The organism is Methylomonas koyamae (genome assembly GCF_019669905.1).
In the GTDB taxonomy this organism is placed as follows: Bacteria; Pseudomonadota; Gammaproteobacteria; order Methylococcales; family Methylomonadaceae; genus Methylomonas; species Methylomonas koyamae.
This window is the reverse complement of record NZ_AP019777.1, coordinates 828,139-848,387: the sequence shown is the minus strand read 5'-3', so window position 1 is coordinate 848,387 and position 20,249 is coordinate 828,139. Positions and strand designations below refer to the sequence as shown.

Sequence of the window (20,249 nt, the reverse complement as noted above, 5' to 3'; positions counted from 1 at the left end):
CAGAGCTTGCCGGCCCCGGCTCAATGGGTGTGAACAGCCTTTGCCAGCCCCAGCACCCGTTGACAACACGTTAGAATAAAGGCCGCTACAGTATGGTTTTCTCGACGTCGAATCGATTGTCTCGGCCCGAGCTATTACCGGGATTAGATTGTGGATACCCCCCTATCGGGATAGCGTATCCAAACTCCACCTGAAACGCCGCTGGACCGGCACAATCGCCACGGACGTAACGACCGGTTTCGAACGTTGGCGGCGTAAAGCTGCGCGGCGTATTGGAACCGAGCGGCCCGCAACCGTGACAGTACAAGGCCGCCATTTGCATGCCCGCATTTTCGCCGAAACCGGCCTCGCCAACCGCGCGGCCTAGCCGGTCGAACGCTTACTAAGGCTTACCGCGGCGGCAAGCGCCGAAAACCGATGCGACAAAAGTCTGCAACTGCTAATAACTGCGCTTGGGTTTGCCGGATTTACGCGCCGCGGCCGCGGAATTGCTCGGTGTTTTCTAAGAATCGGAGTACGATGCCAGACAGCCCCGGACCGCACGTCGGGCCCTTCCCGGCTTAACAGGCCAACAACGGAGTGGATCCCGATGATGAAGTATTACGACCGCAGCCGGAGTATCTGCGAATGGGAGCGGCTGGACGAATGGCGGGATAAAATCCGCGCCAGTCTGGCCGGCGGCGAAACCAGCCGAATTTCGCCGTTCCATTTGTTGTCGCTGGCCGGATTCAGCGCCGCCGAGCAGCGCCAATGCGCAGATGCCTGGATGGCCGGCCGTTTGGCGGCCAGCGCCGAGGAACGCTTGGAGCTCGACTTCGATTTCGCCCGGCCGCCGCAAACCAAAATCCGCCTGGGTTATTTATCCGCCGACTTCCAGGAACACGCCACCGCGTACCTGCTGGCCGAAACGCTGGAAGCGCACGATCGCGACCGTTTCGAACTTTACGCCTATTCCTACGGCGCCGACGACGGTGGAACGATGCGTCAGCGCCTGGAACGCTGTTTCGACCGCTTTATCGATCTCAGCCAATTGTCGATCGCCGATTGCGCCAAAACGATTTACGCGGACCGGATCGATATTTTGATCGACCTCAAAGGTTACACCCGCGGCACCCGAACCGAGATTCTGACCTACCGTCCGGCGCCGGTTCAGGTGAATTATTTGGGGTATCCGGGCACCGTCGGCGGCGACTTCTGCGATTACATCATTACGGATAATTATGTGACTCCGCCGGCCAGCGCCGGCGATTACAGCGAAGCGTTCGCCTGCATGCCCGGCAGCTACCAACCGCACGGCAGCGACGTGGCGATCGGTCGATCGAGTAACCGGGCCGAACAGGGCTTACCCGCCGAGGGCTTCGTGTTTTGCTGCTTTAACCAAGCTTACAAAATCATGCCTGAGACATTCGATCTCTGGTGCCGCTTGCTGCATAACACGCCCGGTAGCGTGCTTTGGTTACTGGATAACGCCAAGGCCAAAGGCCGGCTGCGCAACGAAGCCTATCAGCGCGGCATATCGCCGGAGCGCTTGGTTTTTGCCGGCGAAGTGCCGCAATCCAGGCATTTGGCGCGCTTGAGCCTGGCCGATCTGGTATTGGATACCGCACCTTACAACGCACATACCACGGCCAGCGACGCGTTGTGGGTAGGCGTGCCGCTGATTACCTGCACCGGCGACACCTTCGCCTCGCGCGTGGCGGGAAGTTTGCTGCGAGCGGTGGATCTCGAAGAATTGATTGCCGAAGACACTGCCGCCTACTATGCGTTGGCCCTGGAGCTCAGCAACCACCCGCAACGCTTGGCCGAAATCAGGCATCGGCTACAGCAAAACCGCTTATCGCTAGCCTTGTTCGACAGCGCGGCATACACGCTACATCTGGAAGGGTTATATCAAACCATGTGGGATAGGCACTTGGCCGGCGAATCACCGGCGGCGATCGGCCAGACCTGTTGAGCGCAAACACCGAAGAGGCATTTCAAGCCGGCGCATGCCACCTTGAAGTGACATCAATCCCTTTGCCGATTTATTTCTCCAGCCGAATTAGAACCGGATTGGCCCTCGGGTATAGCAAATTCGAATATTTTCCGGACGTTTGAAGTAAAATTACCGGCTACTTGGCAAGGGCGGAGAATCGGGTCAAGCCGATCCGATTAAAACCAAACATAACGAACCACGGTTGTTATGTTTCCAAACCCGGCCAGGCGCTCGGCTCAGCTTTGTTTCGTAAGTTATCCACCACTCCGCATTAACGCTTCCAGCGCGTTCAGGGCGTTCGAACCCGATTACGTTTTGGCACCGGCGCAGGGACAGTATCGACGGCGATTCTGATTACCGGGCTTTTCCGCTGCCACCGTACCTAAGAGGTTCTTTTGAGTTTATCCAGTTACCGCAACGTCAACCGCGAACAGCTTGCGCAAGATATTAAACAACTTTACCGGCAAGCCCAGGCAGATCTGGGCGCAGAAGATTTCCGCCACATGAAGCGGATGGAACGCTGGGGCCAGGCTTGTTCGCTGCTCGGCTACGCCACGGCCTGGATCGCGCCGAACCCGCTATCGGCGCTTCTGATCAGCCAGGGCAGTTTTGCCCGCTGGACCCAGGTGGCGCATCCGATCCAGCACCGCGGTTACGACAAAATCAAACAGGCCGAACCGCGCTATAAAAGCAAAGGCTTTGCCAAGGGTTGGCGCCGATTTTTGGATTGGCCGGACTGGATGACGCCGGCCGGCTGGCACCACGAACACGACGTGCTGCACCATTATCGCTTGGGCGAGACCGCCGACCCCAATAACGCTCAGCACAATATGGAATGGCTACGCCAATCCGGTTTACCGATGTGGTTGCGCTACGTGATCGTCGCCTTGTTTTCCGGGGTTTGGAAACTGAGTTACTACACGCCGCGCACGCATAAGGAATTACGCCTGGAACAGGCTCGCCACCTGCATCAACCGACACCGAAAATGACCCGTCTCGGTGCCTGGAGTCCTTTCACCCCGCAAGGCCGCGGCCTTTGGCTGCAAAGCATACTGCCCTATGCAGCGTTCCGCTTTGCGCTGCTGCCGGCGCTGTTTCTACCGCTAGGCAGCGTTGCCGCCAGCTACGTGTTGCTGAATTCCATCCTGGCGGAAATTTTCACCAACATGCATACCTTTCTAGTGATGATCCCCAACCACGCCGGCGACGACGTGATGGGTTTCGACGAAAAAGCGCACAGCAAGGGCGAGTTCTATCTGCGCCAGATCCTGGGTTCGGTCAACTACCCGACCGGTTCCAACGCCAACGACTTTTTATACGGCTGGCTGAATTACCAGATCGAGCACCACCTGTGGCCGGATTTGCCGTTGAGCCAATACCAAAAGCTGCAACCTCAGGTAAAAGCCTTGTGTGCACGCCACGGCATTCCCTATTGCCAAGACTCGGTATTTAAGCGCTTGTTAAAGGCAGTGGACATCATGGTCGGCAAGACCTCGATGTTGAAACCATCCCTGGCACAAGCTTGAACTTCGCCCGTCAATGGAAACCGTGATCCTTCTGCGCAAATCGCCGAAGCGATCTACTAAACAGGGAGCTAAAGATAGGTTTTCCTAAAATTTTGGTTTTTATTGTTGCAAAATAATAAAACGTAGGTATAATGGGAAATTCATTCAGGGGGTCGTTAGCTCAGCCGGTAGAGCACCGCACTTTTAATGCGATGGTCGTGCGTTCGAATCGCACACGACCCACCACGAATGACCAGATAAAACAACCAGTTAGCTTCCAAGGGCAACTGGTTTTTTTATGCCCTCCTGTTTTGTGTGCGCAAAATGTGCTGAATCGGCGATTCGGTTGGCATATTCGGCCAGATGTTCCGGCGCCAAGTGCGCGTAACGCAACACCATCGAATAATCACTCCAGCCGCCTAATTCCTGTAACACATTCAGGGGCGTCCCTGCCTGCACATGCCAGCTTGCCCAGGTATGGCGCAAATCGTGCCACCTGAATTCGCTAATGCTGGCGCGATTCAATGCTTTCTTCCAAGCGTTACCGCCGGCTTTTAGCACGGGTTTACCTTTGAACGTGAACACGTAGCGGTCATGTTGGCCGAGTTGCTGGCGGATCACCGCGATGGCATCCGCGTTTAACGGAATACCAATCGCCTTTTTTCGCTTTGGCCTGGTCGGGATGAATCCAGCACTGTAATGGTCAACAAAAACCGGACACCTATTTAGGCAGCGTTTCTCGTAAATTCCCGCTCGAATTCGACCGGGGATTGATAACCCAATGTTGAGTGCGATCGACGGCCATTGTAAAAAGTCAAATAATCGATCACGCTCAGTTTTGCCGCCTCGTGGGTTTTGAATTTTTCGTAGCTGAGCTGTTCATGCTTCAAGCTACGGAAAAATCTCTCCGTCGGCGAATTATCCCAGCAATTGCCTTTCCGGCTCATGCTTTGCTCCATGCGCATCACCGCCAGATGTTGCCGATATTCCCGGCCGGCATACTGTCTGCCACGGTCGGAATGATGCAGCAGTCCAGGCGGTGGTTTACGGCGCCAATTGTGCCCTGTGGGTAGAAGGCCATTTGTAATGCCTTGACACAGAGCGACGTCCGCATATGGCCGTCAATCGCCCAACCCACCACTTGGCGGGAAAATAGATCGATCACGACCGCGACATACAGCCAGCCCTGTAGCGTCCAGACATAGGTAATATCGGTCGTCCACACTTGATTGAGCTCAGCGACTTGAAATTGCCGATCCAATCGGTTGGGCGAAATAGCCTCACTGTGATTGCTGCCCGTGGTCGCTTTAAATCGTTTGGGGTAGCGAACCTTTAATTTCAACTCCCGCATTTGTGCCCTTTGGGTATGATCCGCCGCGTTTTATAGCGGCCGACGGCAAAGCCCTGTTTCTGCAATCGATCCGCCAAACGACGCGAACCGAAGCACTGCTTGTTGTCGGTAAAAATCTGCCGCACACTATCGGTACGCTGTTGATCTTGATGTGCTTTGCCCTTGTCTGGTGGGCTGTTACACCACGCATAATAAGCACTGGTGCTCACCTGCATCACTCGACACAGTACGGTTACGGGGTACGTCTTCTGTTGCGCCTGAATAAATCCGTACTTTACTCGGCTTCTTTCGCAAATAAGACGGCGGCCTTTTTTAAGATTTCGCGCTCCATTCGCAGTTGTTCGTTTTCCTTGCGTAATCGGATCAATTCGTCATGATCCGACAGATTCTGGCAAGACTTTTTTGTCGCCGATTCGTTGGCCGAAGGCTTGCGTTCCGCTCGTACCCAGCGTCCCAGGGCACTTTGCGATATGCCCAGATGTTCGGCCGCTTGCTGCTGGCTGTAGCCTTTTTCAAGAACCAGTCTGGCGGCATCTTGTCTGAATTCCAGGCTGTATTTGGGTCGATTGTGTTTTTTGTCGTTACTCATGGTCACCTCTGTTAGCAGTATAAATTCTGCCTTTAGAGGTGTCCGGGATTATTAGACCATTTCACGGTTACCATCGCCGCAGTCTGGTGGAAACCAAAATGCGTTGCTTCAAGCTGCTGGGCGAACGGGTCAAGGCGAGGGTCTTTGATAGCCAAGTCGCCAAGTTGCAGATTCGAACTGCGCTATAGAACCGGTTTACCCAACTGGGAACGCCGATCACCGTGGTCATGCCCTAAATCCGTCTGACGATTCGGGGTGGGGAAATTTACCCTGGCCTCGATTTATGGGAGCCTCTAAAAATCCACGATTAATCAGATTCGGGGCGTAAAACGCGCTCGAAAGCTGACATTTCCAAGCGGACTACCTTCAACTCGAAGCCTTTTCAGCTCCGATGGGCGGCATCAAGACGCAGCTACCCTGCGAATGGCGCAAAAACGTCGCATGTTGTACACCAGATTCATGAAGCCGATACGTACTTCGGCGCGGGCTAGGCCAATGCAACGGATCGCCTTACCGCCCCATTGCGCCATCCAGGCAAACACGTGCTCGACCCGGCAACGGGTTTTGGAGCGGGTGCTGTTGCCTTGTTTTTCCCGGTCGGTCAGCGGTTTGCCGCGCACCCCTTTGCGGTGAATCCGGCTGCGGTAGCCTTGGACTTTTAACTGTTCTTCCACCGCTTCGGAACGATAGGCACTGTCGGCCCACAAATCCCGGCTGGTATTGCCGCTATCGAGCAAGCCGTTCAGGGTTTGAGAGTCGTGGACGCTGGCATCGGTGACCGTGTATTTGCGTACCAGCTTGTGGGCATTATCAACGTTGACGTGATTCTTGTACCCGTAATAACTCTTGTCACCTTTCTTGGTCCAGCGCGCATCGGTATCCTTCTGACTGCGTTTGGCGACTGACCAGTCCTCGACGGTTTCGCCGGCTTTAATCCGGGCGTTCTCGTCCGGGGTATTACGCTGCACCGGCGCCTTGACGAAGCTGGCGTCAATCAGTTGACCCTTGCGGGCGATCAAGCCGGCACGGTCCAATTGTCGGTTGAATTCGTTGAATAACGTCTCGGTGAGTTTCAGTGCTTTGAGTGACTCACGAAACAGCCAGAAACTGTTGCGATCCGGCGCGTGCTTGGCATCCGACAAACCAATAAATCGCTGGAAGCTGCGCCGGTCTTCGATTTGGAACTCCAGTTGCTCGTCGCTCAGATTGTAGAGGCTGGCGATGACCAACGCTTTGAACATCAACACCCCATCCCAAGGCTTTCGCCCGGCAGACGATTTACGGACTTTGTGACGCACTTGATCCAGCAACGGACGGAACGCCTCCCAATCCACTTGCGCGTCCAATTCCAACAACGGATTGCCCAAACGATCGATCCGACGATCTCGATGTTCAAACAGGGAACCGAAAAGGTCGTCTTGTGCCACCGTCATCTCTGCTCTCCAGGTCTTTAGCTCCGACTCATTTTACTCGCCGGGCGCAATTTTTAGAGGTTCCCATATGCAACAAATCCTTTCCAACCTGAAAGCCGACGATCACCGGCGCCTGGCAATCGCCGTCCGTGTTCACTGGTCTAATCTGCATTGGGTGCTGGATGTGGCTTTCGACGAAGACCGCAACCGCACTCGTCAGAACCATAGTGCAGCCAACCTCGCGGTGATTCGGCATATCGCCTTGAATCTATTCAAGAACGAAACCTCCCGAAAGGTTGGGATTAAAGTCAAACGCAAGCGTGCCGGTTGGGATAATGACTATTTACTACGCTTGATCCGAGGTATTTAAGTGCGATTGCCCTAATGGACCATGCCATTACGAGACTGAAAAGCCGCTTTGAATCGGTTTAGCATTCAATTTAAAGAACGGATGCCAAGCCTTTAACCGACCCGTTTACACAAAATTCAGGACACCCTCTTCCTTGGTCGAACTGAAACCCGTTTTTCAAGCTCCCCCTCTGATTACCCGTCATTCCTTGACCGGTTTTTTCTCCAGCTTCCGTTGCAAAGTCCTTCGATGCATATTCAGGGCGCGCGCGGCGGCGGAAATGTTGCCGTCGTGTTGCATCAGTACTTTTTGCAAATGTTCCCATTCCAGACGCTTTACCGATAACGGGCTATCGCTGATAGCCACCGAGGCGTCGCCCTCGTTTTTGTATAGCGCGCTGACAATTTCGTCGGCATTCGCCGGCTTGGTCAGATAATGGATTGCACCTAACTTGATCGCCTCCACCGCGGTCGCAATGCTGGCGAAACCGGTCAACATGACGATTTGGGTATTGTCGTCGAGCGAAATCAGCTTCTTGACCATCTCCAGCCCGGAATCGAAACCGATCCGCAAATCGATTACCGCGTACTCCGGCTCGGTCTGCTCGGCCAATTTCATCGCCGTCGCCACATCGTTGGCTACCGTTACCTGAAAATTGCGCTTTTCCAACGCCGGCTTCAACACCGAACAATAGGTTACGTCATCGTCAACCAACAATAAATTCGGCTTATCCGTAGGCAAATTGGTCATGGATACTCTCCTTAGCTAACAACGGCAAACTGATCTCCACGCAAGCTCCGCCGCTGTCGAGATTACTGAACTGTATTGTACCGCCCAAGCGTTTTATCGTGGTATAGGTCAAAAACAAACCCACCCCCATGCCCTGCTTGTTGCTTTTCACCGGCTGATGCCCGGCGAAATCGATAAACTCGGCTGGCAGACCCGGACCGAAATCCCGTATCCGCAAAAACAAATTGTCATCGCTCCACTCGGCATGAAACTCGATACCGGCGTCGTCCGGAGAAGCCTCGGCCGCGTTGTTCAGTATGTTGATAATGGAATGGGTCACCGTGCGCTCGGCGATGATTTTCGCCGCCATGTCCACGTTCGGGGATACGAATAATTTCAGCCGGGTAGCCGATTTGTGCGCCCGCCATTGGTGCAAAACTTCGTCGATATACTCGCTGACCAGCATGACCTTGCCCGATTCGGCCCGCATCTCGCCGGCCGACGCCGACATCACCGACAACGCCTGCTTGCAGCGGTCGATTTGCTGCTGCACGATCATCAGCTTGTGGTAGAGCTCAGGGTACCGGTGCTCGGGGAAATCCTCGACCATTTCGTGCGTGAGGATCGCGATCGTACCCAGCGGCGTGCCCATATCGTGAGCCGCGCTGGCCGCCAACGTACCCAGCGAAACCACGCGCTCATCCCGCAAGGCACTCTCGCGGGCATCGGCCAGATTGCGCTCGCGCTCTTTTAACGTTTTCGACAATTCCACGACAAAGAACGCGACCAAGCCGGCGCTGAACACAAAACCGAACCACATGCCGAACACGTGCAGATTGAAATAGCGCCTATCGTTCATCAGATGCATCTGCAGACTCATTTCCGGCGTCAACTCGGCCATGGCCGGATGCGCCAAATGCGGCTCGATGGCCGGAAGCGGCACGTTATAGGCGATCAACACGGTGTAGACACACGAAGTTATGATCACCATGTTCCACGCGTAAGCCTGGGGCAACATGATCGCCGTTACGATCAACGGCAATAGAAACACCCAAATGATCGGATTCGAAGCGCCTCCGGTCAGGTACAGCAGATAAGCCAACGCCAGCACGTCCATGCAGATCTGCGAAAAAATCTCGTGCTCGGTGACTTCTTCCGGCGTGCGCAGCCGCAGCCAGGTGTATAAATTGAGTATCGAGATCGCAAAAATCGCTAACCACAACTGGTTTTGCGGCAGCTCGATGCCCAGCCCGTTGACGGCAATGAACACGGCAAAGGTCACCGCGAACAGCATCAGATTTCTCAGGATGTACAACCACCTGAGGTTTTCCCGGATCGAGATTTCGGCTTTGGGTAGGATGTGGGAAAGCATGGAAAACCTGCCAGACTTGAATGGGCCGGATAAAAAGGCCATCTAAACAGCTAATTTAAATTTGGTAAAGAAGCTTTGAAAATAGGCTCAAAAACCATCCGCACCACAACCTGGAAACCGGGTTGAATTTAAACGCTCACCGTGTTCCAACCGCCGTTTTTGTCAACCCAGCGCATACTCATCCAATACCAAAGCGTCATGGGCACCATCATGGCAAACCATTCCCAATCTTCTATCAGAAACATCGTGGCAACCCAGGCGCTACCCTGAAAATAATGCCCCCACGGCACGCAATACAGTGTGAACAACAGGCTGCTCCACACCAGCCATAGCGCCCCCCGGCGCGTCTCTATACTGGATAGCGCAAGAAATACCCACAACGGGGTATTTGGTGTTTTTTGCATAAATATCTCCAACTGGCAGTCGGCCCGGAATCAAGGCGCCTCAAAATAGCAGCAAAGTATTGCAAAATAAAGGCCATTTCTTTCGATAACGCCTGCGGGATGCAAAAACCCCAGCAACACAGGGTGATTAGAACATAAAACAACCGCAGGAAGAGACAAAAGCATCCGTTCCGGCATATTTCCGGTCCGGGAATATTTCCAAACCCGCCCCAAGAACCGGCAAATACCGCAATAAGCGCGGGGTATAACACAGTTTAATTTATCGCATCCGCCTGAAACATCGGAACAACCCTAAAAGCAACTTGGAAAACCGGGCCTTATCCCCCCTTGAAATGTACGGTACCCGATGCCGACTCCGAGTCCCAACACATCCGCGGCAAACTCCTGCGGATGCCGGCTTAGCTGGCCGAAGCTTTGCTTGCTATTAAGGTGCTGCTACCATAAACCGGTTAGCGATGCCGGCTTCAGCAGCCAATACGCTCGGAGGCTTGCCTATCCGGCGAGTGTTTTCCTTCCTCAATCAACAGCCTTACCTGCCATGACGCTAAAGCATATTTTTTTTCTAGGACTCTCATTCGCGGCGACAATCACCAGCCAAGCGGCCGAACTGGGCGAACCCGTACCGCAATGCCCCGCCCAATTAGCCGAATCTGAAACTACTCTGGATTTTAGCCGCTACAAGGGCAAAGTCTTGCTGGTCGATTTCTGGGCGACCTGGTGCGGCCCCTGCCAAAAGTCAATGCCGTTTCTGAACCAATTGCGTAACGAGCTGCAAGCGGACGGATTTGAAATCATTGCCATCAATGTCGATGAAAATAGCGACGAAGCCCGCCGTTTTCTGCAAACCCGCTCAGTCGACTATCCGATACTGTTCGACCCGCAAGGCAAATGCCCCAGCGCGTTTGGAGTACAAGCCATGCCCTCGTCGTTCTTCGTCGATAAAACCGGAAAAGTCCGCAAAATCCACCTGGGATTCCGCGAAACCGACCAGTCCGAGATCCGCGATCAAGTCGCCAAATTGCTCGCCGAATAATCTCGAGCCCGCCATTAGCCGAGCGTCGGTTGTATTGGACCGGTAAAGCCGGCGGCACCGCCAAAGACTCGGCAAAATGCAACGCCTTCCAGGACAGACAGTGCCCACGTCCACCGGCGACAGCTAAGCGGCGCTCGCCAGACTGCAGCCCTCCTGCACATTCCGCTACGGATGGGCTGAAGCCCAAAGCCCGCATACGCACAAAGATCGCACCGCAACAGCAAGCGCAGCCCGGCCTTTTTTGCGAATTCCGCCCGCCGCAGCTGCGCCGGCCCGCCAGAACATGCTTCGAGTACGGCGCAATGCCGGCCTATGCCAATCTTATACGGATAAACCAAGCGTTTAACTGTGTCATTTCACCTATAACCAAGTTATATAGCATAGTTTAATTTCTCCGGAACAAATCCTCCTCCGCTCCGCGTCCGGCAAAACCCGGCCAGGCCTTTACAAATCAATCAGATAAATACAATGCGAGCAAGCACCCATTTATGGCATCAATTATGCGTACCTGTTCACGTTACTTAGTTTCGCCTGGACACGCAACGCGGGGCAAAAATGGGGAACAACACTAATAACAGCAGAGAAACTATCTTTTAAGGAGAACCACATGAAGAAATTGAAATTCATTGCAATGGGTTTTGGCGGCATGGCGATGATGGCTGCAGGCGATGCGGCATTTGCTCACGCCTCTATCGTTGGCGCGATTACCAGCGGCGCGACCGGCTTTCCTCGCGTCGGTTTGAACCATGCTTGCAACGGCACCACCCCGCCGACTCCGATTGTGGCCCAAAGCGTAGTCATCCCGACCATTAACCCGACCATTCTGAAAAAAGAAACCGTTTCCGGCACCACGACCGATGTTAGCGGCGGCGGCTTAAGTCCTTACTTCTCAACCAACTTGGCCGGCACCACCCCTTTGAACTCACTGCAAAACCTGGGGCAGTTGATCCAAAGCAAAGACGTGTTTTCCAATCAAATCGAACAACGCAACGCGAGCAACAGCGTCATCGGTTGGGTTTCCACCAAAGGCAGCTTGGCTGTGAATCTGCACGGCGAAGTACCATTCCGCTTTGCGGCGCCGCATTTCAGATTTGCCGCAGGTAATGCCAATTCCTGCGTCAGCAAACTGACCGTGCAATTCGCCGTGGCCGACATTTGCAACATCAACCAAAAACCGGGCAGTTTGCCGGCGATCGGTAGCGGCAATAACGGCGTCAACCTGTGGATCGACAAGACCATCGCAGACCTGGACACCACGCAATTCCCGGCCAGCGCGATTGAAAACGGTGCCGGCACCACCAACTTGACCATCAACCGCGATACCGCCATCAACCCTTACCCAGCCAACTGCGCGGCGGCCGGCGGTAGCGATCCGACCATCGAAATCACGGTCAAACCATCGGCGGACGATATCGACCAACTGGCATTCCCAGGCTGGGGTACTCCGGCTAGCGGCAACACCTTCCAATAAGGTTAGTTAAGCCGATACCAGGCGCAGCGCGGTCGAATTTGCCCGGCCAATCCGGCGCTGCGCCTTTCCGGATTCCACTCAGCCCCTTTTTTCGGAGAATCTAAATGAAAAAAATCCATGCCTTGTTGGCTGTATTAACCTTACTTTCGACCACCGCTCAAGCCGACCTCGCCTGGGTCGACGCCACCCAATACGACGCCAACCAAGTCGACTATTTCAGCTTTCAGGTCGATGCGGCCGGCGAAGTCAATATTTACACCGCCTCCAATGCCCCGTTCAACCCATTGTTGACGCTGTGGACCACAACCGCGGCCAATCCGACCGCCGCCGACTGGACCAAACTGGCTTTCAACGACGACCGCACCACCGCTAATTTCTTCGAGACCACCAACAGCAAGGACTCGCAACTGGTTCTGAACCTGGGGATCGGAAACTATTTGGCAACCATCACCGGATTCGGCAACAATACTCTGGGCAACACCTTGTCTAGCGGGTTCTCCGGCGGCGGCAGCTTTTCCAGTACGTTCCTTTATTCGCTGAACATCGACAGCTCGGTCGTGTCGGCCTTGGAAAGCGCCAATCCGCCCGCAGCAGTTCCGCTACCGGCAACGGCCTGGATGCTGATGTCCGGTTTGATGGGCGTATTGGGTATCTCCAAGCGCAAAAGCCGATAATCAGCAGCTTGCCCCGTTAACGCCAAGCGGCGCATTCACCAAACTCGTGAACGCCTCGTTTGGCATTAATAGTTTTTTAATCCCAAATGGAAATAGGTAACCCGATGAACAAGACAATTCTGGCCTCATCCCTAGCCCTCGCACTGTCGACCGGTGCCGCGCAAGCTTCGTTAACCATTAACAGCGTACACGATACCGCCACCCCGAATAAGATCGAAGCTTATTACATCCAAGCCAATACTTCCGGCAGCTCCAACATTTTTCTGAGCTCCATCGATACGAACGTCGACGTCGGAGGCGAGCCGCTTTCGCTGGCAATGAACGGCCTGCTCAGCGTCTGGCAACTGTCGGGCAGCAACTGGGTTTTGGTTGGCGCCAACGATGAAGCCCCCAGAGACGCTTCCAACTCAAAGAACATTTATGGCGTTAACGTTCATCAGTGGGCCGCAGCCGATCCTTTTGGAGGCATCTCCGACCCGGGTCTAACCTTAAACTTGACCGCCGGCTCAACCTATTTGATTTTGCAATCCGACACCAACAACGGCCCAACGTCTCTATCGAATGAACAGAATTTGGTCGGCAGCTTAGGTCAAACCATTGCCGTGGGTTCTCCATTTCAAGCCGCATTATGGGGAACCTACGATGCCTGGGGCGCACCTACTGAGGGCGTGCAATTGAATAACTACACTTTGACCATTACCGGCGACGTCAGCCAAGTATCCGCACCGCCAGCCGCAGTGCCGGTGCCAGCCGCCGTCTGGTTGTTCGGCTCGGTTCTGGGTGGATTTGGCCTGTTCGGCCGCAGAAAGTCCGCTTAACCAGGTCGCCTGAACCCGTCGCCGCCTTAGCCGCCGGATGCGCTCGATTCGCCTGCTCGCCTACAGCTTACTGCTGCTGCCTTTGCCGGCCGTAGCGGAACGGCAGGTAATGCTCGAGCGCACCGGGCCGGGCGAATTTAGAGTGGCTCCAGGCAAAGCCGGCCTGGAGCAAGTGCTAGCGCAGATTGCCGAAAAATCGGCAATCAGGCTGCACTATTCCGCGTTACCGAAGGAATCGGCCAGCGCGGATTGTGCCGGCAAACTGGAGAGTTTGTTGCCGTGCCTGCTCGGCCCGCAAGCGAACCTGGCATTTCGCTATTCGTCGGCTCCGAGCGGGAACAGGCAACTAACGGAAGCCTGGATACTGCCGCAGCCTGCCGAAAGCGACAGCGAAACCGGCCGGGCCTTGGCCACAGAGCCGGCACCAACCGTAACCGACAATACGCCAACCTTTCTGGAGCAAGCCAAAGATCCGCAACAACGGATGCAGGCCATCGCCAATTTGGCCATGGCCGGGCGGTTCGACGATATGCAAGTCAAGGCAGCAATCAAAGACGCGTTGAAAGACAAAGATCCGGGAGTGCGGGCGCAAGCGGTGTTGGCATTGCGCCAAACCCAGGACGGGGACGCGGTTAACCAAATCGCCCAAGCCATGCACGACAGCAATGCCGATGTCCGCCTATTGGCGACGGAAAGCGTAGGCGACAACGCCTTGCTATTACAGCAGGCCCTCACGGACAGCGACCGTACTATCCGCGAATATGCCGCCGCCAAATTGGCCGCACTGAACCAATCCAATTAACTAAACAAAAATTACACAAGTAACACTATGCGAAATTCATCATCCAAACACCTTCCGATCGCCGGTTTGCTGCTAGCGTCTGCCGGACTGGCAACCACCGCTTCCGCCCACGAAATCATCGGTTCGTTGAGCAACGGTGTTCTAAGCCAAACCGGTGCCGGCGCTACCGACGTTTACACAGTCAGCTGTTACAACGACCCGACATTGTCATCGAATCCGACCGACCATCTATATTTTCAAGTTCGCGACGCCAGCTCGGCCGGCGGGCAAATCAGTGCGACGGCAATAAACAACGCGATCATCGCCAACCAAGTCACGAACAATCTGCGCACGGCCGTGACAGCGACCGATTTGGTGGGTGGAGATAACTCGGCTAGTGCGGTTAAGACATTAAAAGCGCCGGTGCCCGCCCAGGACGTGACCTTTACGGTTGTGGTACACCATACCGCCGCAGCGACAGACAATTATGTGCTGACCGCCCACTGCGAGGATGCAGGCAACAACCACACCGGCACCGACTCGCTGCAATTACAAAACCAGTAAGCAAACTTAATTGCATCCGGACATTGGTCGCGCGGCAGGTGGCCAATGTCCGGTTTAACGAACCCGCGCCCGGCTGGGCCGTACCCTGATTCGCAAATGAGATATTCCCGAATTCTCGCTTTTTCCGAAAGCCAAGGCATCCGCCCTATCTTCGAAGCCACGGCGATAATGCGGCAGAGTTTTTCCATCTATTAAAAAAATTGGGTTCTGATGAGAGCCGGTGAAAGTCGACTAAAATCTCGCGCCAACCCTTGCCTGCGAAAAAACCTCCGCACGTTAAAATACCGGCGACAAGTCTCTCCGATGCATAGAAAGTCTTTTGAATTATTAGCCCGGCCGTCGAATGCCGTTTGCCCTGCCCCCGTCGAAGGGCTCCGTCCTAAAGGTATAACGGCATTGAATCGGGCCGGGTTTATCGCCTTGATAGGCCTGGCAGTTTGCAGCGGCGCGTCCGGCTGTGCGCCAATACAACCCTGGGAGCGCGGCATTCTCGCCAAACCGCAAATGGCGATCTCGGCAAATCCGATGTCCGATGAAATGCGCGGCCATATCTACGGCAGCCGCGAAGCCGGCGCCGGCAGCAACACGGCGAAAGGAGGCGGCGGCTGTGGCTGTTACTGACGAGCACACCGATCAGCCAACAAACCATGCGCCGGCCAAATCGCCGGCGTTCGCTACACCGACCCTGCAGGCGTTTACGGTAGCGGCGCAGATACTGCTTGGCGTGCAGGTACCGAATACCGGGGTTGCCGCCGAAGACGACAGCGCGGATTTTCAGTACAGCCATTATCAGGAAGGCAAGCGCAATTTGTACGGCAGCCGACCCGACAGCCGTAACCCGATCGAAGTCGACAGCATACACGGCCGCGCCAACGCCATGCTGACCGACCGGATCAAACTCGGCTTCAACTATATTCAGGACACCTGGTCCGGCGCCACGCCCATTGCCACTGCCCCGTTGGTTTTCGGCGGCAATAACCGTTATACCAGCGGCACGGCGACCGGTGCCTCGCCGTTTATATCCCCGCCAAACACGATGTATGTCGACCGGAATTTCAACCCGATGCAATATCACGGGGACGACCCGAACACAGGGATAGGTTTGTTTAGCCAAAACCGGCAGTTAGTCCATACCCTGTCGACGGCCTCGCCGGAAACCCGCAGACAAGGCGATTTCAGATTGGGCTACGAATGGGACGAAGCCGAAGCCAATCTGGGCGGCGGCGTATCGTCCGAGCGGGATTACGAATCGCGCTTCGTCAATCTGGGCGGGCGTATCGATTTCAACCAAAAACTGACCAGCCTGAATCTGGGCTTGAGCTATACCAACAGCGACACCAACGCCTTGCTCGACCATGATGCAACACCTTACATCAATGTTCGAGCTTACAGGGAATCAGGACAAATTCGCAGCACGACCACCGGAACCCGCCTGACCGGCACCAAGGAAGACATCGCCGCCAGCCTGGGCCTGACTCAAATTTTGAGCAAAGACTCACTGATTCAGGCCGACTTGAGTTTTACCCATAGCAGCGGCTACATGGCCAACCCGTATAAGGTGATGGAAGCATTGTTCGTCGATCCGAATCAGGTTCCTGACTTAATAGACCCATTCGGCGACGGCAAGGATTATTTTAGCGACGGCCGACCAGCCGATGTTCTGAAAGGCGATCTAAGGGCATTTCTGGAAAAGCGGCCCACCCTGCGCAACCAATGGAACCTGGGTGGCCGTTACGTCCAATACTTCCATACCTTCGATGCCGCCCTGCATTTCGATTACCGCTTCTCGCACGACGACTGGGGCATCAACTCCCACACCTTCGAAGCCGATTGGGTGCAACCGTTGGGTTCGGGCTGGACCGTAACTCCCCGAGTCCGTTATTACTCGCAGGACGCGGCCGATTTCTATAAACCCTACCTGCTAGTCAACCAGGCAGTTTCTTCAAATTTTACGACTAGCAACGACTACCGAAAACTGCCCGACTATTACTCCAGCGACCAGCGCTTATCCGGCTACGGCACGCTGAGCGGCGGCATCTCGGTCAGCAAACAATTCGCCAAAGGCATTACCCTGGAAACCGGGTTCGAATACTACACCCATTCCGGCTCGCTCAAGATCGGCGGCAACGGCGAAGGCAACTATTCCAACTTTAACTATTTCGTAGCCAATGCCGGCTTGAAAGTCAATTTCTCGGCCGTCGGTGCCGGTAAAGCCGGCGGCGAACACCACCATCACGCGCACCACCACCATGGCGCCGAAATACCGGCCGGCGTCATGTTCGCCCACATGATGGATCAGGCCGACGCCGTGATGGTCGGTTACCGGTACATGTACAGCGCCCAGGCCGGAGACATGTTACGCGGCTCGTCGGTCGCCAACGACCCGGCCATCGTCAATTTCGGCTGCGGCAGCGCCAATATCGACAAATGCTTCATCGCGCCGGAGCGCATGAGCATGCACATGCACATGCTGGATCTGATGTACGCACCGACCGATTGGTTGAACTTGATGTTGATGCCGCAATTCGTCGACATGGACATGGATATGCGGCAAATAGCCGATCCCGCGGCTTATGCCGGATTACCGCCGCCCCCTAACAAACTGGACCACATCACCCACCACATCAGCGCCGGCCATAGCACCGGCGGCGTCGGCGATACCGGCATGTACGCCTTGTTCAAATTGTTCGGCACGCCCGACCACCACGTCAATCTGACCTTGGGTGTCACCGCGCCGACCGGCGACGTTTCCAACCGGCTGCGCCGCAACCACCAGGTGGACGGCGGTTTTAACGACTACGGCATGCAATTGGGCAGCGGCACCTGGGATTTCAAACCCGCGCTGAGTTATACCGGACAAAACGGCGAATGGTCTTGGGGGGCACAGGTCAACGGTACCAAGCGTCTGGACAACAAAAACGCGTCCGGTTACGCACTGGGCGATATCATCCAATCCACCGCCTGGGGCAGTTACCAGTGGCTGGACTGGCTGTCTACCTCGGTGCGCGGCGTCTATACCGCTCAGGGTGCAGTCAGAGGCCAATTCAATGGCTTGATCCAAACCATGGCACCGTCCGATTTTCCGAAAAACTACGGCGGCCAATATTGGGATGTCGGCTTTGGCGTCAACGCCCGCGTACTGAGCGGCGATTTGGCCGGAAATAGCCTGAGTTTCGAATGGCTGGAACCGGTGGCGACCAAGCAAAACGGCTACCAATTAGAGCGGGACGCGGCTTTGGCGGCGACCTGGACTTACGCGTTTTAGTAGGGTTCGGCTGCGGTGTAACCGATAGCGTTGCGTTTCCCTTCCAGAAATGACGTTGTTCGTATTAGTAGTTGAAACCACGTCTAAGCCGGGAACCAAGCCGCAAGGACCTAAGAAACCCTCGCCATAAATGGCTTCAGGGCCCCGGCAATCATCCGCTGCCCCGCGGATATGCCGGGGCGCCGCCTACTGAAAAACGCATAGATGGCCTAAGCGGTGGGATCGGCTGAGCAATGCCGCCACTGCCGGCTTTTTGGAAGGTGTCGCGAAGGCCCTGCTCCGGCAAACAGCGAAATGCGCTTAAACGCAGCTCTAATGCTCGTGTATCGGCGAATTCGCTGCGAACGGTCTTATCCTGCAACCCTCGGCCACAAAGAATTTTTACTACCTTGCGGAACCAATAACATGAACCACCCACCACTTGCCGGCGGCGGCCGCGCCGGACTGTTCCTAACCGTTTTCGTCACGGGCGCAGCCGTCATGGTCATCGAATTGCTCGGCACGCGCATGATCGCGCCGTTTTACGGCGCCAGCCTTTATGTCTGGTCGTCGTTGATTTCGATCACCATGATTGCGCTGGCACTGGGTTATTTCGTCGGCGGCCGCTGGGCGGACCGGGCCGAGCGGACCGGCTTGTCGTTGGTCATTGCGCTGGCCGGGCTGTTAACCTTGACCATCCCCTGGCTGACGCGCCCGGTATTGTTGGCGACCGATCCGCTAGGGTTACGCGCCGGGGCTTTTGCCAGCGCACTCGCCTTGTTCCTGCCCAGCCTGACCATGCTGGGCATGGTGAGCCCATTTGCCATCAAACTTTATACCGCGCGTATCGACGGCGTCGGTTCCAGCGCCGGTTCGATCTATGCCGTCAGCACGGTAGGCAGCGTTGTCGGTACTTTGGTCTTGGGCTTCTTCTTATTTCCATTTGTCGGCTCGCGGGAAATTCTGGTCGGACTGGGCGTATTACTGCTGATGCTGGGTCTGGCGATCGCGGTTGTCGAAAAAAAGTATCTCGGCAACAGCCGCTTGCTGCCCTGCCTATTTTTGGCGGCGCTGGCCGCCGGTTTATTGCCGGCCATCGTTGTCGGCCGTAGCAGCGGCAACGACCAATTTCACATTCAATCCGAACGCGAAAGCCTGTATGGCTGGGTCAGAGTGATCGACCATCCGGCCAACGACCTGCGCGTCATGACCTCGGATGCCTCGGCGATAGGCGCGGAAACCATTTCCAACGGCGAGAACCGTTTGACCTACCAAAACATCGTCGACGCCCTACCCTCGCTGGCGCCGGGCATCCGCCGCGCCCTGGTGGTCGGCCTCGGTGCCGGCAAGATGGCGAACACGCTGCACGAGCGCTACGGCATTGCCACCGATACTCTCGAAATCGACCCGGCGGTGGCCGACGCGGCCGCCGATTATTTCGGTTTTAAACCGCGAGGCAAAAACATCATCGGCGACGCCCGTTACGAAATTCGCCACTTGACCGGGCCCTACGATCTGATCATTCACGATTGTTTTACCGGGGGCTCCGAGCCCTCGCACCTGTTGACCGTCGAAACGCTGACCCAACTGCGCGGCTTGTTGTCGGACCACGGCATCATGGCGCTCAATTTCGTCGCGTTCTACGACGGCGGCCGTAATCCTTCTCTAGCCAGCGTTTCGCGTACGCTTGAACAAGTCTTTCCGCACCAGTTGTTTTTCGTGTCCGAACCGGGCGAAAACTTCAACGATTTTATTTTTCTGGCGACTAACCACCCTATCGATATCGCTGCCCAGGGCTTGCCGGAAGCGCAACAAACTTGGTTGGCGCAACGCAGACTGCCCCTGGACAACGCGGGCGGCACGATCATTACCGACAACTATAATCCGCTGGAACATCTGCAAATTGCCAAAGCCGAGAATTACCGCCGGGTCGTGATCGATGCATTCGGCCCGGAACTGATGGTGCGTTGACGCTTCA

General features: G+C 55.5%; 21 protein-coding genes, 1 tRNA gene and 1 pseudogene. 14 read left to right on the top strand and 9 right to left on the bottom strand.

Annotation, left to right across the window (positions count from 1 at the left end):
• Nucleotides 1-589: 589 nt before the first annotated feature.
• From MKFW12EY_RS04110 to MKFW12EY_RS04100, 3 genes are all read left to right on the top strand, one after another.
• Complete coding sequence (locus MKFW12EY_RS04110; RefSeq protein WP_245006431.1) at nt 590-1,954, top strand: O-linked N-acetylglucosamine transferase, SPINDLY family protein; 1,365 nt, start codon at nt 590-592, stop codon at nt 1,952-1,954.
• Between the two features lie 416 nt (nt 1,955-2,370).
• Nucleotides 2,371-3,501 carry a fatty acid desaturase family protein gene (locus MKFW12EY_RS04105; protein WP_221054054.1) on the top strand — a complete coding sequence of 377 codons (1,131 nt, stop codon included), beginning with the start codon at nt 2,371-2,373 and terminating at the stop codon, nt 3,499-3,501.
• 149 nt (nt 3,502-3,650) lie between these two features.
• Nucleotides 3,651-3,726 (top strand) — tRNA-Lys (locus MKFW12EY_RS04100).
• Nucleotides 3,727-3,750: 24 nt separating this feature from the next.
• On the opposite strand, the gene MKFW12EY_RS22980 is transcribed toward MKFW12EY_RS04100, so the two are convergent.
• The 5 genes from MKFW12EY_RS22980 to MKFW12EY_RS04080 all read right to left on the bottom strand — a co-directional run bounded on the left by MKFW12EY_RS22980 (nt 3,751) and on the right by MKFW12EY_RS04080 (nt 5,420).
• Nucleotides 3,751-4,101: a tyrosine-type recombinase/integrase gene (locus MKFW12EY_RS22980; protein ID WP_054763307.1), complete on the bottom strand. Its 351-nt coding sequence runs from the start codon at nt 4,099-4,101 to the stop codon at nt 3,751-3,753.
• A 104-nt stretch (nt 4,102-4,205) separates the two neighbouring features.
• The gene (locus MKFW12EY_RS23245) at nt 4,206-4,439 is read right to left on the bottom strand and encodes an integrase core domain-containing protein (protein WP_425334037.1); all 234 of its coding nucleotides are present in this window, start codon (nt 4,437-4,439) and stop codon (nt 4,206-4,208) included.
• A gap of 5 nt (nt 4,440-4,444) precedes the next feature.
• Complete coding sequence (locus MKFW12EY_RS04090; protein ID WP_221054053.1) at nt 4,445-4,831, bottom strand: DDE-type integrase/transposase/recombinase; 387 nt, start codon at nt 4,829-4,831, stop codon at nt 4,445-4,447.
• Nucleotides 4,819-5,046: an IS3 family transposase gene (locus tag MKFW12EY_RS23240; RefSeq protein WP_425334036.1), complete on the bottom strand. Its 228-nt coding sequence runs from the start codon at nt 5,044-5,046 to the stop codon at nt 4,819-4,821. The genes MKFW12EY_RS04090 and MKFW12EY_RS23240 overlap by 13 nt, the downstream gene beginning before the upstream one ends.
• 59 nt (nt 5,047-5,105) lie before the next feature.
• A complete protein-coding gene (locus MKFW12EY_RS04080) occupies nt 5,106-5,420 on the bottom strand; it encodes a transposase (protein WP_221054051.1) in 315 nt (104 codons plus the stop codon).
• A gap of 62 nt (nt 5,421-5,482) precedes the next feature.
• Here MKFW12EY_RS04080 and MKFW12EY_RS04075 point away from each other — a divergent pair.
• Nucleotides 5,483-5,608 (top strand): annotated as a pseudogene (locus MKFW12EY_RS04075) (IS5/IS1182 family transposase); the annotation flags it as partial.
• Between the two features lie 213 nt (nt 5,609-5,821).
• Here MKFW12EY_RS04075 and MKFW12EY_RS04070 read toward each other — a convergent pair.
• Nucleotides 5,822-6,853 carry an IS5 family transposase gene (locus tag MKFW12EY_RS04070; RefSeq protein ID WP_054763844.1) on the bottom strand — a complete coding sequence of 344 codons (1,032 nt, stop codon included), beginning with the start codon at nt 6,851-6,853 and terminating at the stop codon, nt 5,822-5,824.
• A gap of 67 nt (nt 6,854-6,920) precedes the next feature.
• On the opposite strand from MKFW12EY_RS04070, the gene MKFW12EY_RS04065 reads away from it, so the two are divergent.
• A complete protein-coding gene (locus MKFW12EY_RS04065; protein ID WP_054762562.1) occupies nt 6,921-7,202 on the top strand; it encodes an ISAs1 family transposase in 282 nt (93 codons plus the stop codon).
• Between the two features lie 180 nt (nt 7,203-7,382).
• Here the strand turns inward: MKFW12EY_RS04065 and MKFW12EY_RS04060 are convergent, their stop codons facing one another.
• From MKFW12EY_RS04060 to MKFW12EY_RS04050, 3 genes are all read right to left on the bottom strand, one after another.
• The gene (locus MKFW12EY_RS04060; RefSeq protein ID WP_064020591.1) at nt 7,383-7,931 is read right to left on the bottom strand and encodes a response regulator transcription factor; all 549 of its coding nucleotides are present in this window, start codon (nt 7,929-7,931) and stop codon (nt 7,383-7,385) included.
• On the bottom strand, nt 7,909-9,282 hold the full coding sequence (locus tag MKFW12EY_RS04055) for an ATP-binding protein (protein ID WP_054762560.1): 1,374 nt from the start codon (nt 9,280-9,282) through the stop codon (nt 7,909-7,911). Before MKFW12EY_RS04055 ends, MKFW12EY_RS04060 begins: the two co-directional genes overlap by 23 nt.
• A 128-nt stretch (nt 9,283-9,410) precedes the next feature.
• On the bottom strand, nt 9,411-9,686 hold the full coding sequence (locus tag MKFW12EY_RS04050; RefSeq protein ID WP_054762568.1) for a hypothetical protein: 276 nt from the start codon (nt 9,684-9,686) through the stop codon (nt 9,411-9,413).
• 538 nt (nt 9,687-10,224) lie between these two features.
• On the opposite strand from MKFW12EY_RS04050, the gene MKFW12EY_RS04045 reads away from it, so the two are divergent.
• The 9 genes from MKFW12EY_RS04045 (at nt 10,225) to MKFW12EY_RS04005 (ending at nt 20,242) form a co-directional block, all read left to right on the top strand.
• Nucleotides 10,225-10,719, top strand: a complete 495-nt coding sequence (locus tag MKFW12EY_RS04045; protein ID WP_054762559.1) for a TlpA family protein disulfide reductase — start codon at nt 10,225-10,227, stop codon at nt 10,717-10,719.
• Nucleotides 10,720-11,326: 607 nt separating this feature from the next.
• Nucleotides 11,327-12,190 carry a hypothetical protein gene (locus MKFW12EY_RS04040; protein WP_221054050.1) on the top strand — a complete coding sequence of 288 codons (864 nt, stop codon included), beginning with the start codon at nt 11,327-11,329 and terminating at the stop codon, nt 12,188-12,190.
• A gap of 104 nt (nt 12,191-12,294) precedes the next feature.
• Nucleotides 12,295-12,864 (top strand): DVUA0089 family protein, encoded by a 570-nt coding sequence (locus tag MKFW12EY_RS04035; protein WP_221054049.1) that lies wholly within the window; start codon nt 12,295-12,297, stop codon nt 12,862-12,864.
• Nucleotides 12,865-12,968: 104 nt separating this feature from the next.
• Complete coding sequence (locus MKFW12EY_RS22975) at nt 12,969-13,682, top strand: VPLPA-CTERM sorting domain-containing protein (RefSeq protein WP_245006430.1); 714 nt, start codon at nt 12,969-12,971, stop codon at nt 13,680-13,682.
• A 37-nt stretch (nt 13,683-13,719) separates the two neighbouring features.
• Entirely contained in the window at nt 13,720-14,484 is a 765-nt protein-coding gene (locus MKFW12EY_RS04025) for a HEAT repeat domain-containing protein (protein ID WP_054762551.1), read from the top strand.
• Nucleotides 14,485-14,511: 27 nt separating this feature from the next.
• Nucleotides 14,512-15,027: a hypothetical protein gene (locus MKFW12EY_RS04020; protein ID WP_221054048.1), complete on the top strand. Its 516-nt coding sequence runs from the start codon at nt 14,512-14,514 to the stop codon at nt 15,025-15,027.
• A 525-nt stretch (nt 15,028-15,552) separates the two neighbouring features.
• Nucleotides 15,553-15,648, top strand: coding sequence for a DUF4266 domain-containing protein (locus MKFW12EY_RS22970; protein WP_231890731.1), 96 nt, complete (start codon nt 15,553-15,555; stop codon nt 15,646-15,648).
• Nucleotides 15,635-18,292: a DUF3570 domain-containing protein gene (locus tag MKFW12EY_RS04010; RefSeq protein ID WP_245006429.1), complete on the top strand. Its 2,658-nt coding sequence runs from the start codon at nt 15,635-15,637 to the stop codon at nt 18,290-18,292. Before MKFW12EY_RS22970 ends, MKFW12EY_RS04010 begins: the two co-directional genes overlap by 14 nt.
• Nucleotides 18,293-18,697: 405 nt before the next feature.
• Nucleotides 18,698-20,242 (top strand): fused MFS/spermidine synthase, encoded by a 1,545-nt coding sequence (locus MKFW12EY_RS04005; protein WP_221054047.1) that lies wholly within the window; start codon nt 18,698-18,700, stop codon nt 20,240-20,242.
• Nucleotides 20,243-20,249: the final 7 nt, after the last annotated feature.

Excerpts from the sequence above, each read along its gene's own strand:
- MKFW12EY_RS04065 (WP_054762562.1), top strand. The coding sequence starts at position 6,921 with ATGCAACAAATCCTTTCCAACCTGAAAGCCGACGATCACCGGCGCCTG.
- MKFW12EY_RS23245 (WP_425334037.1), bottom strand. The coding sequence starts at position 4,439 with ATGGAGCAAAGCATGAGCCGGAAAGGCAATTGCTGGGATAATTCGCCG.
- MKFW12EY_RS04110 (WP_245006431.1), top strand. The coding sequence starts at position 590 with ATGATGAAGTATTACGACCGCAGCCGGAGTATCTGCGAATGGGAGCGG.
- MKFW12EY_RS04025 (WP_054762551.1), top strand. The coding sequence starts at position 13,720 with ATGCGCTCGATTCGCCTGCTCGCCTACAGCTTACTGCTGCTGCCTTTG.
- MKFW12EY_RS04035 (WP_221054049.1), top strand. The coding sequence starts at position 12,295 with ATGAAAAAAATCCATGCCTTGTTGGCTGTATTAACCTTACTTTCGACC.
- MKFW12EY_RS22970 (WP_231890731.1), top strand. The coding sequence starts at position 15,553 with ATGTCCGATGAAATGCGCGGCCATATCTACGGCAGCCGCGAAGCCGGC.
- MKFW12EY_RS23240 (WP_425334036.1), bottom strand. The coding sequence starts at position 5,046 with ATGCAGGTGAGCACCAGTGCTTATTATGCGTGGTGTAACAGCCCACCA.
- MKFW12EY_RS04040 (WP_221054050.1), top strand. The coding sequence starts at position 11,327 with ATGAAGAAATTGAAATTCATTGCAATGGGTTTTGGCGGCATGGCGATG.
- MKFW12EY_RS04080 (WP_221054051.1), bottom strand. The coding sequence starts at position 5,420 with ATGAGTAACGACAAAAAACACAATCGACCCAAATACAGCCTGGAATTC.
- MKFW12EY_RS04090 (WP_221054053.1), bottom strand. The coding sequence starts at position 4,831 with ATGCGGGAGTTGAAATTAAAGGTTCGCTACCCCAAACGATTTAAAGCG.
- MKFW12EY_RS04070 (WP_054763844.1), bottom strand. The coding sequence starts at position 6,853 with ATGACGGTGGCACAAGACGACCTTTTCGGTTCCCTGTTTGAACATCGA.
- MKFW12EY_RS04050 (WP_054762568.1), bottom strand. The coding sequence starts at position 9,686 with ATGCAAAAAACACCAAATACCCCGTTGTGGGTATTTCTTGCGCTATCC.
- MKFW12EY_RS04045 (WP_054762559.1), top strand. The coding sequence starts at position 10,225 with ATGACGCTAAAGCATATTTTTTTTCTAGGACTCTCATTCGCGGCGACA.
- MKFW12EY_RS04020 (WP_221054048.1), top strand. The coding sequence starts at position 14,512 with ATGCGAAATTCATCATCCAAACACCTTCCGATCGCCGGTTTGCTGCTA.
- MKFW12EY_RS04005 (WP_221054047.1), top strand. The coding sequence starts at position 18,698 with ATGAACCACCCACCACTTGCCGGCGGCGGCCGCGCCGGACTGTTCCTA.
- MKFW12EY_RS22975 (WP_245006430.1), top strand. The coding sequence starts at position 12,969 with ATGAACAAGACAATTCTGGCCTCATCCCTAGCCCTCGCACTGTCGACC.
- MKFW12EY_RS04060 (WP_064020591.1), bottom strand. The coding sequence starts at position 7,931 with ATGACCAATTTGCCTACGGATAAGCCGAATTTATTGTTGGTTGACGAT.
- MKFW12EY_RS04055 (WP_054762560.1), bottom strand. The coding sequence starts at position 9,282 with ATGCTTTCCCACATCCTACCCAAAGCCGAAATCTCGATCCGGGAAAAC.